A 15,218-nucleotide genomic window follows, 5' to 3' on the forward strand; every position below is an offset into this window, starting at 1 on the left:
TTTGATGAATGAAATTTTTTAAAGCAGCCCTGATCATTATTGCTGTATGTACAGCTACCAGCGTGTTTGCGCAAACCAGCGACGAATTAAAACGCCGTAAAAATAAACTTACCGAAGAGCTACAGCAGCTTAACCGCGAGTATGAAGAAACGGCGAGCAATAAAAAGGTTTCGGTAAGGCAGCTAAATAACCTTAAAATACAAATAAACCTGCGCCAGGAAAAGATAGCCAATATCAACTCCGAGGTAAGAAATTTAGATAATCAAATCTCTGAGAGCAATAATACCGTACATAACCTGCAGAGCCAGTTAGACCAGTTGAAAAAGGAGTACGCCGGCATGGTGCTGTTTGCCTACCGCAACCAAAGTGCCTACAATAAGCTGATGTTTATTTTTGCGTCAAAAGATTTTAACCAGGCTTACAGACGTTTAAAATATTTACAGCAATTTGGTACCTACCGCGAGCGGCAGGCGGGTTACATACAGGGCACACAAAAAGAACTGCATGTAAAAATAAACGAGCTGGATAAAGATAAAAAAGAAAAGAGCAACCTGCTTACCGAACAGGAAAAAGAACGAACGGAATTAGGTAAGGCAAAAAGTAACCAGGTAAAAGTAATTACCGACCTGAGCAAGCACCAGGGTGAGCTTAAGAAGCAGCAAAAGGATGTTCAGCAAAAAATTGCGAAGACGAACCGTGAAATAAACAATGCTATCCGCAGGGAGATAGAGGAAATGAGGCGCAAGGCCGAAGAAGAAGCAAGGAGGAGAGCAGAGGAAGCCGCACGTATTGCAGCTGCCAAAGCCAAAGCAGATGCCGCTAATAATAACGCACCTGCGCCTGTTGTAATTAAAAAGCCGGTAGTGATAAAACGTGCTACTGATAGCGAGGCACTTAATGCCACGCCCGAAGCAGCCAAGCTGTCGAATGACTTTCTGGGTAACCGCGGGCGTTTACCATGGCCGGTTGCCAGCGGGCAGTTGATCCATGGTTTTGGCACATATGTAGAAGACGGTATCCGTAATGATAACAACGGCTACGAGATAAGAGCCGCAGCGGGCGCACCGGTAAGGGCCGTCTTCGAAGGTACGGTGAAAATGGTGAAGGATATAAGCGGGACTTATTTGGTTATCATTAACCATGGCGAGTACTTTACATCATACTCCAACCTGCGGTCGGTAAACGTTTCGGTAGGGCAAAAGGTGGGCACCAAACAAACTATTGGCGCTGTAGCAACAGACCAGATCAGTGGCGAGTCGTCGGTAAACTTTATCCTGAACAAGGGCACCACATTTGTGGACCCGCGCGTATGGTTGGCACCTGCAAACTAAAGTGTTAACTATAGCGTTGTAATTGTATATATTTGTAACCTTAATTGTGAGATAAGATGTTAAGCATGGTTTTTTTATTCCTTAATATAGGTACCGGCGAAATGGTGTTGATCGTTTTCGCAGCGCTGATGCTGTTTGGCGGTGAGAAATTACCCGAGATAGCACGAGGCCTTGGAAAGGGGATCCGCGATTTTAAAGATGCTTCTGACGATGTTAAGCGCGAAATAAACAACCAGATAAATAATTACGAGGACAAAAAATCGGAGTTAAAGAAATCTTTGGACGATAAGCCCAAAGAGGAATTACCGGAATATGTTGCGCCTGAGTACACCCCGATAGAAGGCACCTTACCCGCCTTTGAAGGCCAGGCCGCTACCGATGCCATTGAAGAGCATTCCGAATTGGGCAACCCCGAAGCACCGGAAACCTATGAAAGCGAACCGGAATTAAAGCACCCCGTAACCGGCAGCGCGAACGGCTCTATTAACCTGAGCAAAAGCGAAGAGCCTGAGAAAAAGACTATCGAAGAAGAATATAAATAACACAAAAACATTAACATACATAAAAACTTAAGAAAATGGGATTAGGCGCACCAGAAATTATTCTGATCATTATCGCAATACTAATATTGTTTGGAGGTAAAAAAATTCCTGAACTGATGAAAGGTTTAGGTAAAGGCGTAAAAGAATTTAAAGACGCGCAGAACGGCGAAAACAGCACAACTTCAGAAGAGAAACCGAAGTTATAATTGCCAGTTTCTTATTGGGCAGCTTTGTAGCTGTTTAAACTTATAAAACTTATCTGTTGAAATAGTTATGCTTCAACGGATAAGTTTTTTATTTTAGGCCCCATGTCTAAAGATTTTTCCTCTTACAAGGATATTAAAAGAGGGTTACAAAACGGAACGGTTACAGCCGAAAGCCTGGTAAAAGGTTACTTGCAGCAGATCAAGGCAAATGCCCGTTTAAATGTTTTTAACGAGGTTTTTGACCAGGAAGCGCTTGCTTCAGCCAAAACTGTTGACGCGCGTATAAAAAAAGGTACCGCCGGCAAACTGGCCGGTATGGTTATCGCTATAAAAGATAATATTTGTTACAAGGACCATAAGGTAACAGCATCTTCGCGCATCCTGGAGAATTTCACCTCCATTTATTCATCAACCATTGTAGAGCGTTTATTAGCCGAAGATGCCATCATCATTGGCCGTTGCAATTGCGATGAATTTGCCATGGGCGCAGCCAACGAAAATTCTTTTTTTGGAGCGGTAAAGAATTTTGCCGACGAAAAACGGGTTTCGGGTGGTTCATCCGGCGGCTCGGCAGTAGCCGTGCAGGCTGGCATGTGCCATGCCGCAATAGGTACCGATACCGGTGGTTCGGTAAGGCAACCCGCCTCGTTTTGCGGTGTAGTGGGCTTTAAGCCGACTTACGGACGGATCTCCAGGCACGGGATCATCTCCTACGCATCCTCGTTCGACCAGGTGGGCACGCTCACCAAATCTGTTGAAGATGCCGCTTTACTTTTCGAAATAATGGCTGGCGCGGATGAGTTTGACGGCACACTATCGCAAAAGCCCGTTCCTAAGGCCGATGTGCATACCAAAGATACCGGCAAAAAGAAGATCGCGTATTTACAGGAAGCATTATCCAGCCCCGGTGTGGATGCCGATGTAAAGAACACGCTCATCAACTCCATAGAAAAACTAAGGGCGGACGGGCATACCGTAAAGGCCATCTCCTTTGAATATTTAGAATACCTGGTACCCGCGTACTACATCCTGGCCATGGCCGAGGCATCCAGCAACCTGGCCCGCTACGATGGCGTTCATTACGGCTACCGCAGCCCCAACGCAACCGATCTTACCTCCACATACAAACTCTCCCGTTCGGAAGGCTTTGGCAAAGAGGTGAAACGCCGCATTATGCTGGGCACATTTGTTTTAAGCGCCGGTTACTATGATGCTTATTACGCCAAGGCTCAAAAGGTACGCCGGCTGATCAAAGATCAAACCAATGAGATCCTGCAGGAGTACGATTTCCTGCTTACCCCAACCGCTCCCGAACCCGCTTTCCCGATAGGGAAAAAAGAAAAGGACCCGGTGGTAACCTATTTGTACGATATTTTTACGGTGCAAGCATCGCTGGCCGGTTTGCCCGCCATCTCGTTGCCTACAGGCAATAACAGTAAGGGTTTGCCGTTAGGTTTGCAGCTATTAGGGAAGGGTTTTGCCGAGGAAGAACTGTTGAATTTCTCTGAATATTTCTTACAGCTATAGAAAGTTTATACATTAGTAAATAATTTTCCGGCGGCCTCTTCTGCCGGTATAACCTAATTTATGAAGAAATTCTTTACGTTTATTATCTGCGTGGCAGCACTGCAGCTAATGAATGCGGATAGTTCGTATGCTCAATCGTTCAACGCAGATACTGCCGCGCTGCTGCCTGTAAAAGAGGTAGCGGTTTCCAAATACCAGGATGTTATTTTTAAGCGCCGGCTGGATTCTATCCAAAAGGATGTCCCGCTTGATTATAATGGCTACGTGCAGGGCTATATAGACGTTTATATGAGCCGCCGCGATGAGATAGGCCGTTTCCTTGGCCTCTCCAAATATTACTTCCCCATTTACGAAAAGGCTTTCCGCGACGCGGGGGTGCCCGAAGAGATCAAATATTTGTCGATAGTAGAATCGGCATTGAATCCAAACGCCGTATCGCGTGTAGGTGCTGCTGGTCCCTGGCAGTTCATGTCGGAAACGGCGAAGATCTACCACCTGAAAATGAACGACTATGTGGATGAGCGCCGCGACCCCGTGCAATCCAGCCAGGCCGCTGCTGCTTACCTGCGCGATGCCTATCAGCAATTTGGCGACTGGCTGCTGGCCATAGCATCATACAACTGCGGAAAAAGCAATGTGGAGAATGCCCTTGCCAAAACCGGCGCCACCGATTACTGGTCTATCCGCCAGTTATTACCTGCCGAAACACGCGGCTATGTACCGGCTTACATCGCCATTACCTACACTATGAATTATTACAAGCGCCACGGCATTTACCCTCAGCCCACGGATATCCCGATGGAAAACGATACAGTTAGCGTGAGCCGCTTAGTGCCCATGAGCCGCATTGCCACAGCTTTAGGGATAGATTTGAAGGATGTGGTAACCCTTAACCCAAGTTATCGGATGCTCATCGTTAACGGCTCTTCTGCAGCCCCGCGCAGGATCCTGGTACCGCATAGCCGGAAAGAACGTTTTACTGTTTTAGCGCAGGCGATAGATAACCCTAACTATGTGATACCTGCATACCGGCCTGTTTATGTACCACCGCCAGTAAAAACAAGAACGGCAGCCGCTTCGGCAGCCGTACCTCCGGGAGTTGAAAACATGGCTGCTCAAACAGGTACAATAGCGCCTGCAATAGTGCCAAGGGCTAATATGCCGCATTTCCACACAACGGTAAAAGGCGATACTTTGGCAACTATAGCAACAAAGTACGGTATTAGGGTAGAAGATTTGATGGGTTGGAATAAACAATTAGGCAACAATAAAAACATACCCCTGGTTGCCGGACTTACGGTTAATCTAAGCAGGGGCTAAAGAATATATATAATAGTGGCCGGGTTTCGATGTATTTCGAAACCCGGCCCTTTTTATTACCAGCTTTCAAAAAAAGTAATCGTAATTTTGAGGGCTTGAATTAGAGAAGATGAATAAACAAAATCGTAAACAGGACGCCTTAAATTACCACTCCAAAGGGCGCCCGGGTAAAATACAGGTGGTGCCAACCAAGCCTACCAATTCTCAACGAGATTTAACTTTAGCTTACTCCCCGGGTGTTGCCGAGCCTTGCCGCGCTATAGCAGAAAATGTGGATGATGTTTATAAATACACGGCTAAAGGCAACCTCGTAGCTGTTATCAGCAATGGTACCGCGGTGCTGGGTCTGGGCAATATTGGCCCCGAAGCCAGTAAACCCGTAATGGAGGGAAAAGGCCTGCTGTTTAAAATTTATGCCGATATCGATGTGTTCGATCTGGAGATAAATGCCAAAACGGTTGATGAGTTTGTAACGATAGTAAAAGCGCTGGAGCCAACTTTCGGCGGTATAAACCTCGAGGATATATCGGCCCCAACCTGCTTTGAGATAGAGCGCAGGCTGAAGGCGGAAATGAAGATCCCCGTAATGCACGACGACCAGCACGGTACGGCCATCATATCGGGTGCGGCCTTAATGAACGCCTGCGAAATACAGGGTAAAAAGCTGGATAAGATAAAAATGGTAGTTAACGGAGCGGGTGCCGCCGCTGTTTCCTGCTCAAAAATGTACCTGTCGCTGGGGGTTAAGAAAGAGAACCTGGTGATGTTTGATATCAACGGCGTGCTGGATACCAGCCGTACCGATCTGGACGATATTCGCATGGAGTTTGCCACCGAGCGTAAGGATGTTAAAACCCTTGCCGATGCCATGAAGAATGCCGACGTATTTGTGGGCCTTTCGGCGGGCAACGTGGTTACCCCCGCAATGCTGGTGAGCATGGCCAAAAACCCCGTGGTATTTGCCATGGCCAACCCCGAACCAGAGATTAGTTACGATTTGGCTATTGCCGCCCGTAAGGATATTATTATGGCTACCGGCCGGTCTGATTTTCCTAACCAGGTGAACAACGTATTGGGTTTCCCCTATATTTTCCGCGGCGCGCTTGATGTAAGGGCAACCGCCATTAACGAAGAAATGAAAATTGCCGCGGTACACGCTATAGCCGAGATGGCTAAAAAGCCGGTACCCGAGGCGGTTAACTTAGCATACAATATTACCAACCTTAAATTCGGCAGGGATTATATTATCCCTAAGCCAATGGATCAGAGGTTGATCACCGAGGTATCGTCGGCAGTGGCCCGCGCGGCTATGGAGAGTGGTGTTGCCCGCAAAGGCATCACCGATTGGGATGCTTATAATGAGGAACTGCTATCGCGATTGGGCACCAACAACAAGTTGATGCGCGACATCACCAATAAGGCCAAGCAAGCGCCAAAGCGTGTGGTATTTGCCGAAGCCGATACTTACAAAATATTACGCGCCGCCCAAATTGTAAAAGATGAAGGCATAGCGACGCCTATCCTTTTAGGTAACATTGAGAAGATAAAGGCCATTATGCGCGAGAACGAACTAGACCTTGGCGATGTGCAGATGATAGACACCCGCGACGATTGCCCGCGTGCCCAGGAGTTTGCCGAGTACCTGTATAAAAAACGCCAGCGCCGCGGTATTACCAAGCAGGAAGCGCGTAAAACAATCATCGACAGGAATTACTACGGCGCTTGCATGGTGCAGTTTGGCGAAGCGGATGCATTGATCTCCGGCTTAACAAAAAACTATGCGGATACCATTAAACCCGCGCTGCAGATCATCGGTACCGATGAGGGTGTAAACCGGGTTGCGGGTATGTACCTGATGATAACGCAAAAAGGGCCTGTGTTTTTTGGCGATACAACGGTAAACATCAACCCAAGCGTAGAAGAACTGGTAGATATTACCGTACTGATAGAAAAAGCGGTATCGTACTTTATACCTAAACCAAGGGTAGCACTTTTATCTTACTCCAACTTTGGCTCCAACAAAGGCGAGATCCCGGAAAAATCGGCCGAGGCCGTGCGGATACTTCACCAAAAATATCCTAACATGATAGTTGATGGTGAGATGCAGGCCAACTTTGCGCTCAACTCCGAATTGTTGAAGGATAACTTCGAATTTTCATCGCTCAACGGCAAGCCGGCCAATACGCTTATTTTCCCGGGACTGGCATCGGGTAACATCGCTTACAAATTATTGCAGGAAATTGGCGGCGCGGAAGCCGTTGGCCCTATTTTGTTGGGACTGAAAAAACCGGTACATGTATTGCAATTGGGCAGTAGTGTACGCGAGATTGTAAACATGGTTACCATTGCGGTGGTAGATGCCCAGGAAAAGAGCCGTGCGGCAGCATCGCCAAAAGCACGTAAAGCAAAATAAACTATGTACGACTATATTGACGGGAAGCTGGCCTTTAAAAGCCCGGCGCATGTGGTTATTGATGCGGGGGGCGTTGGCTACCACATCAATATTTCGGTAAATACTTTTTCTCGCGTGGGCAATACGGAAAGGTGCAAGTTATACGTTTGGTTACATGTAAAAGAAGATGCGCACACGCTGTATGGTTTTGCCGATGAGGGCGAGCGCAAGCTTTTTTTGCACCTGGTATCAATATCAGGCATAGGCCCCAACACTGCACGCATGATGTTGTCGTCCATCACCCCCGATGAGATCCGCAACGCCATAGTACAGGGTAATGTTCCGCTTATTCAACGGATAAAAGGGATAGGGCCTAAATCGGCACAGCGCATTATTTTAGAACTTCAGGATAAACTTCGCAAGGAAGGCCCGGACACATTGACAGTTGTGTCAGGGTTAAAAACGGTAAAAGAAGAGGCGCTTTCAGCCCTTGTTATGTTAGGATTTGTGCGTAACGTTGCCGAGAAAGTATTGGATCAGGAGCTCAGCAAAAATACTGGCCCCTTAACGGTAGAACAGCTTATTAAATTTGCGTTAAAAAGCTTATAATTACTTATAATAAAATAACACTTGGTTAAAAATTTTACTTGTAAACTTTTTATAGGTACGCTTTTTTTATCCGCATTTTGCGGAACAGGGAAACTATTTGCCCAGCAGCAAAGCGCGGGGCAACAACAAAGCACCGGGCAGCAACCAATACCCGGGCAAACAAACATCCCGCGCCCCGGCCAGCAGCAACGCGCAAACCAGCCGCAAGTACAACAACCAACACCAAACACCGCGCCTGCAGATACTACCCGGCCCCGTAATGCCGCGCCCTTAAGCAACGCTCCAAAACTGACCAAAACCCGTAACCAATGGGCATTGGAAGGCCTTTTTGATGTAGACCCGCCGGGTACAACGCGTACCGTGGAATACGATCTGGCAACCAACACTTACATCATTTACAAAAAACTGGGAAATTTAAATTACGGTGTGCCCCTGTACTTAAGCCCTACCGAATACTTAAAGCTCCAACAAAAAGGCGTACAGCGCGAGTATTATAAACAACTGGCAGATAATTACGCTTATGAATCGCAGCAGCCGGGGTTTATACCGCAAATAAAGATTCGCAGCAAAACGTTTGAGCAGATCTTTGGCAGCTCAACCATCAACATCCGCCCGCAGGGTTCGGCAGAGGTGATATTAGCCGGGCAGATCAACAAGAACGAAAACCCGCTTTTTAATACCCGCCAGCGCAGCCAGTTCAATTTTAATTTTGATCAGCGGATCCAGCTGAACGTAACCGGCGATATTGGCGACAAGCTGAAAATAAGTACCAATTACAATACCGAGGCCCAGTTTCAGTTTGAGAACCAGATAAAGCTGGATTATACCGGCCATCCCGACGAAATTATCCAGAAGATAGAAGCCGGTACTGTAAGCATGCCCCTCAATACCTCGCTTATTACCGGCAGCCAGGCACTTTTTGGGGTGAAAACAAAACTGAAGTTTGGTAAGCTGGATATCACCACCATCTTGTCGCAGCAGCGTTCGCAATCAAAAAGCATTACCATTACCAATGGCTCGCAGCAGGGCAACATCGCGCTTACGGCTGCGGAGTACGAATCCAATAAACACTTTTTCCTGTCGCAATATTTCAGGAATAACTACAACCGGGCGCTGGCCAATATCCCCATCATCAGCTCCAACATCAACATTACTAAAATTGAGGTTTGGACAACCAACCGTACCAACGTTACCACCGATAGCCGCGATATACTGGCCTTTTTGGACCTGGGCGAAAACAGGCCTTACAATACCGCGCTGGTGCAGGGCGGGCCGGGCTTTAGCGGTTTACCCGCGGGTTTCAAGGGACCGGGCTTTACGCAGCAATCCAATACCCTGTTGCAAAACTTACCGTCAACGGCGCGTATAACCAACTCTAATGATGTTTCTACTTACTTCCGCGCTACCGGCGCTACAGATAACTACGCCAAGGTAACCTACGCCCGCAAGCTTACCCCAACTGAGTACACGCTGCACCCTCAACTGGGCTACATATCGTTAAACTACCCGTTGGATAACGACCAGGTGCTGGCGGTTGCCTACCAGTATTCTTACAACGGGCAAGTATACCAGGTGGGCGAGTTCAGCAGCGATGTAGCGGTAGACCCGGCAACGCCCAAGGCGCTTTTTGTAAAATTATTAAAGAACGAGCTGCTAAAAACTAACCTGCCAACCTGGGACCTGATGATGAAAAACATCTATTCCCTGGGCGCTTATGGTATCAGCCCATCAAACTTTAAACTGAATGTTAGCCGTTTGGATGATAAATCCGGGATCGAAAAAACGATAATGGACGAGGGCGCCAATACTAAAAGCAAGCGCTGGCTGCAGTTAACCGGGGTGGATAACCTCGATCAGCAAAACGATAAGCGACCCGATGGCTACTTCGACTTTTTGGAGGGTATCACCATCGATTCGCAAAACGGGCGCATTATGTTCCCGGTGGTGGAACCCTTCGGTGCCGATCTCGCGAAGCAATTTACCGCGGGTGAACAGGACCTGGTGGCCCGCTACGTATACCAACCGCTGTACGATTCTACCAAAACCATCGCGCAGCAATTATTCCCAAAGCTAAACAGGTATCTCATTAAAGGCACTTACACCTCCACCCAGGGCTCGGAGTACCAGCTAAATGCTGTGAATATTCCGCAGGGCTCGGTAGTGGTTACGGCGGGAAATTTAAAACTGAACGAGGGCGCTGATTATACTGTTGATTACAGCTCTGGCCGGATCCGCATCCTTAACCAGGCTTTGCTTTCTTCCGGCCAGCCCATCAACATTAAAATAGAGAATAACGAGCTGTTTGGCGTTCAGCAGAAATCCCTCTGGGGTACACGGCTGGATTACCGGGCAAGCAATAAGCTGGCCCTGGGTGCTACCTTTATGCACCTCACCGAGCAGCCCATCACCCAAAACGAGGTGGTAGGAGAGGAATCTATATCCAACAGTATCTTCGGGTTCGATGCCAATTACAGCACCACGTCAAGGCTTTTAACGCGCCTGGTAGATAAGATCCCTTTAATAAATACCAAGGCACCATCAACCATTAACCTAAGCGGCGAGTTTGCTAGGCTAATGCCAGGAAGCCCGGGCGCGCTGAACTTTGCAGGCTCCAAGAACGGTACTTCTTACCTGGACGATTTTGAGAATAGCCGCTCGGTTATTGATATAAAAAGCGCGGTAAGCTGGCAAATTGCAGGTACGCCGCAGATGTTCCCCGAATCGCAATTGTTTAACGATCTGAGTTATGGCTACAACCGCGCCCGCTTGACCTTTTATAATATCGACCCGATATTTTACACCAGCGCCGGCAATATTGCGGTAAACCGTACCGACCTGTCCAACCATTACGTAAGGCAGGTGATTGAGCAGGAGGTGTTCCCATTTAAGCAGTCGGTAACTGGCCAGCCGCTAACCTTGTCAACCTTTAACCTTGCCTTTTATCCAACGGCACGCGGGCAATATAACTATGCCACATCGGGCATCAATACAGATGGCACATTACAAGGCCCAAAAAACCGCTGGGGCGGCATCTTCCGCAAGCTGGAGACAAACGATTTTGAATCGAACAATATCGGGTACATCGAATTTTGGGTGCTCGACCCCTTTATTTACAAACCGGCCTCGCAAGGTGGCGACCTGTATTTTAACCTCGGGAGCATTTCTGAGGACATCCTGAAAGACGGGCGCAAGAGTTTGGAGAACAGCCTGCCCGTAGATGGCGCTACCGATAAAACCGACGAAACCGTTTGGGGCCGGGTATCTAAATTGCAGCCGGTAATAAATGCCTTTGATAATAACCCCGATTCGCGCCGTTTACAGGATACTGGTTTGGATGGTTTGAACGATACGGATGAGCAATCGAAATTTGCCAATGTGGTAAACCAGGCAAAGGCGGTGCTGAGTCCGCAGGCCGCTACTGCGTTCTCCGCCGACCCTTCAACAGATGACTACCGCTACTACCAAGGGCCCGAGCTTGACCAGGCGCGCGCCGGTATTTTAGAGCGTTATAGCCGCTACAACGGTACCGAGGGTAACTCCAAAACCGCAGAGCAATCACAAGCGGAACTTGGCCTGCAAACATCGGCCTCCACATCCCTGCCCGATGGTGAGGACATTAACCGGGATAATAACATGAGCCAAACGGATGAATACTTCCAGTACAGGGTATCCATCCGCCCGCAGGATATGCTGGTTGGCCAAAACTATATCAGCGATAAAGTAAAATCGAACGTAAAACTGGCCAACGGGCAAACAGAAGCGGTTACATGGTATCAGTTCAGGATCCCGATAACCGACTACCAAAGCAAAGTAGGCAACATTCAGGATTTTAAGGCCATCCGTTTTATGCGTATGTTCATGACCAACTTTGCCGATACCTCGGTATTACGTTTTGCCACCCTGCAGCTGGTACGTGGCGAATGGCGCAGCTTTAACGCCGAGAATAACCCGCTGAACATCATTGCCGACCCGGCCATCCAAAGCCCAACGGTTGATAACTCGGTATTGGATGTGCAGGCCGTAAATATTGAAGAGAACGGTAACCGCACCCCAATACCTTACGTGGTGCCACCGGGCATTAACCGCCAGCGCAATTACAATAACCTGCAAACAGATACCAAGCTGAATGAGCAATCGCTCTCCTTAAAGGTTACCAACCTGCGCGATGGTTACTCAAGGGCGGCTTTCCGTACATTTTTTAACGATCTGCGGTCGTACAAAAAGATCCAGATGTTTATCCATGCCGAGGGCGACCAGTTGAAGGATAACGATGTAAATGCCTTTATACGCCTGGGTGTTGATTACCAGGACAACTATTACGAATACGAAGTACCACTGGCCATTACCCAGCAGGGTACCCGCGACCCCGGTGCTATATGGCCCGCGAGTAACGAACTTAACCTGGAGCTGGACCTGCTCACCAGCGCCAAGCTTGCCCGTAACAATGCCAAGCTAAACGGCCTGCCATGGCCGTTTACCACCCCGTTTATTTACACCGACGGGCATAACAAAGTAACCATTAAAGGCCAACCCGACCTGAGCCGACTGCGTACTATTATGGTAGGTGTGCGTAACCCGTACAAAGGCAATAATACAGGCGCAGATGATGGGCTGGATAAAACCGGTACCCTGTGGTTTGATGAATTGCGCCTCACTGATTTTGACCAGCGTGGTGGCTGGGCGGCAACAGCCAGGGCCGATTTCGCGCTGGCAGATTTTGCCAATATTACCTTATCGGGCAGTAAAAGTACCGTTGGGTTTGGTTCGCTGGATTCGCGCGTGAGCGACAGGAGCCGCAGCGATAACCAGATCTATGATATATCGGGCAGTGTGGAGCTGGGCAAGTTCTTCCCGGCTAAAAGCGGGATCAAGATACCGGCGTATATTAACATAAGCAACCAGGTAGCAACCCCGCAGTACGACCCGCAATCGCCTGATGTGGAACTGAAGAAAACGCTTGCAGCCGCACCAACCTCGCAGGCGAGAGATTCTATCCGGAATGTATCGATAGATTATACCATGCGTAAAAGCATCAACTTTACAAACGTGCACAAAGAGCATACCAACGCCAGCGCGCCGGTACATGTTTGGGATGTAGAGAACTTTAATGCCACCTACGCCTACACCGAATACACCCACCACGATTTTATTGTGGAAAGCGACCTGGCCCGTACTTACCGTGTAAGCCTGGCCTATAACTACAGCACCCAACCTAAGTATTATACACCTTTCGGGAAGATCATTAAAAGTAACCTGCTGGCTTTGGCGAGGGATTTTAACTTCAGCTTACTGCCATCGAGGTTGAACTTCGCTATCAATTTCGACAGGTATTATTCAGAGAATACCCTGCGTAATAACGACCCGAATAACTATATCCCAATACCCACCAGTTTCAACAAAAACTTTAATATAACCCGCGTTTATGGTATCGGCTGGAATTTATCCAAATCGCTGCAGATGGATATTGATGCCACCAACTTATCGGTAGTGGATGAGCCGGCCGGCCGTATCAACGGGCTTAAACGCGATACACTTTGGGAAAACCTGAAAAGGCTGGGCCGTACTACCAACTACAACCACACCATCAACTTTAACTACACCACGCCGATAAACAAAATCCCGGGGCTGGACTGGACAGCCCTGATAGCGCGTTACAGCACCCACTTTAACTGGCAAACCCAGCCCGAGTTCGCCATCAACAACCCGGATTATAACGTTGGTAACAGCATTCAAAACTCGCGCACCATACAGTTAAACCCTACGCTTAACTTTACAACCTTCTATAACAAGTTTAAGGCGCTGCGCAAAGGCAATAATGATAATGGCGGTGTAGGCGGGTTCTTCCTGGGCGTATTAACCAGCGTGAAAAACCTGAGCGGTACGTATACCCGCACCGAGGGTACCTTCTTGCCGGGGTATTTGCCGCAGTCGAATTTCTTTGGGCAGGATTTTTCTTACGATTCGCCAGGGATAGGCTTTCTGCTGGGCAGCCAGGCAGATCTGCGTAATAAAGCGATAGAACGGGGATGGATAACCTCGGATACCCTGCAAAACCAGCCCTACGTAACCACTTTTAATTCCGATCTGCGCCTGCGTGGTATTATCGAACCCATCAAAGATCTGCGCATCGAACTGATCGCTTTTAAAACACAGGATCGTAACTATCAAACCAACTTTAAATATCTGGCAGCTACAAACAGTATTGAGAACCTGAGCCCTACAACATCGGGTACCTACAGTGTTTCTATTTTATCGTTTGCCACGGCGTTCTCCAAATCAACAGGAATAAACAATACTTCAACAACGTTTCAGCAATTTTTAAGTAACCGGGCGATTATCTCCAAACGCCTTGGCGTAACCAACCCTAATTCTACCGGCACAACAAACGGTTTTGCAGATGGCTATGGTGCCAATGCCCAAAACGTGCTGGTTCCGGCCTTCCTGGCGGCTTACACAGGTAAAGATGCAGGCAGTTCGTCGCTAAGCCAGTTCCCGCAAACGCCTATCCCCAACTGGCAGATCAGTTACAGCGGGCTGGGCAAGATGCCGTTCTTTACCGAGGTGTTTGATTCCTTCGATCTGAGGCATGGCTACCGCTCATCGTACAACGTGAATGGCTACACCACCCTGTTGCAGTACCAGGCGGCCAATGGTGCTGTAAGTTCGCGCGATGCCAATACCGATTTCCTGCCTTTTTACCAAATGACACAGGTGAGTATTTTTGAACAGTTTGTGCCGCTTTTGGGTGTGGATGTGCGTTTTAAAAACAGCATGACCGCCAACATGGAATATCGTAAAACACGTACGCTGGCATTAAGCCTGCTCAATAGCCAGTTGGCGCAGCAAACCGAGAATATTGTGGTGGTTGGCTTTGGCTACCGCCCTAAAAACTTCCGGATGCCTTTTGGCTGGTTTGGTGGAAAAACGAATAACGACATCAACTTTAAGCTGGATGTGGCTATCCGCGATAATAAAACGCTTATTTACCGTGCCGATATTGAAGCCGCGGAGGTATCATCCGGTGCAAAAAACATCACCATGCGCCCATCGATAGATTACGTGATCAACCAGCGCTTCAACCTCAATTTATTCTACGATAGCAATATCACCAAGCCATACACCTCGCAAACGTTCAATACTTCGTTCACCAACTTTGGCTTGAATTTGAAATTGTTGTTGCAGTAATAGTCCGAATCAGAATTTACAGGATTTTAGAATTTTCAGAATGTAAAGTTGATGGTGGTTGACATATACCTCCACGTCATGCTGAAATCTTTTCAGCACCCCATCA

8 protein-coding genes are annotated in these 15,218 nt (G+C 48.0%); all 8 read left to right on the top strand.

Annotation, left to right across the window (positions count from 1 at the left end; all coding sequences use genetic code 11):
• The first annotated feature begins 8 nt into the window (after positions 1-8).
• The gene (locus EPL05_RS17165) at positions 9-1,331 is read left to right on the top strand and encodes a murein hydrolase activator EnvC family protein (protein WP_128535220.1); all 1,323 of its coding nucleotides are present in this window, start codon (positions 9-11) and stop codon (positions 1,329-1,331) included.
• Positions 1,332-1,396: 65 nt separating this feature from the next.
• A complete protein-coding gene (locus EPL05_RS24360) occupies positions 1,397-1,873 on the top strand; it encodes a twin-arginine translocase TatA/TatE family subunit (protein WP_243837316.1) in 477 nt (158 codons plus the stop codon).
• Positions 1,874-1,908: 35 nt separating this feature from the next.
• Complete coding sequence (locus tag EPL05_RS17175) at positions 1,909-2,079, top strand: Sec-independent protein translocase subunit TatA/TatB (protein ID WP_128535221.1); 171 nt, start codon at positions 1,909-1,911, stop codon at positions 2,077-2,079.
• Positions 2,080-2,181: 102 nt separating this feature from the next.
• Entirely contained in the window at positions 2,182-3,606 is a 1,425-nt protein-coding gene (gatA, locus tag EPL05_RS17180; protein ID WP_128535222.1) for an Asp-tRNA(Asn)/Glu-tRNA(Gln) amidotransferase subunit GatA, read from the top strand.
• Between the two features lie 60 nt (positions 3,607-3,666).
• A complete protein-coding gene (locus tag EPL05_RS17185; RefSeq protein ID WP_128535223.1) occupies positions 3,667-4,926 on the top strand; it encodes a lytic transglycosylase domain-containing protein in 1,260 nt (419 codons plus the stop codon).
• Between the two features lie 109 nt (positions 4,927-5,035).
• Complete coding sequence (locus EPL05_RS17190; RefSeq protein WP_128535224.1) at positions 5,036-7,339, top strand: NADP-dependent malic enzyme; 2,304 nt, start codon at positions 5,036-5,038, stop codon at positions 7,337-7,339.
• Positions 7,340-7,342: 3 nt separating this feature from the next.
• Positions 7,343-7,927 carry a Holliday junction branch migration protein RuvA gene (gene ruvA / locus EPL05_RS17195; RefSeq protein WP_128535225.1) on the top strand — a complete coding sequence of 195 codons (585 nt, stop codon included), beginning with the start codon at positions 7,343-7,345 and terminating at the stop codon, positions 7,925-7,927.
• 21 nt (positions 7,928-7,948) lie between these two features.
• The gene (gene sov, locus EPL05_RS17200; protein WP_243837317.1) at positions 7,949-15,112 is read left to right on the top strand and encodes a T9SS outer membrane translocon Sov/SprA; all 7,164 of its coding nucleotides are present in this window, start codon (positions 7,949-7,951) and stop codon (positions 15,110-15,112) included.
• Positions 15,113-15,218 lie beyond the last annotated feature (106 nt).

It is taken from the genome of Mucilaginibacter gilvus, from assembly GCF_004054195.1.
Lineage (GTDB): Bacteria > Bacteroidota > Bacteroidia > Sphingobacteriales > Sphingobacteriaceae > Mucilaginibacter > Mucilaginibacter gilvus.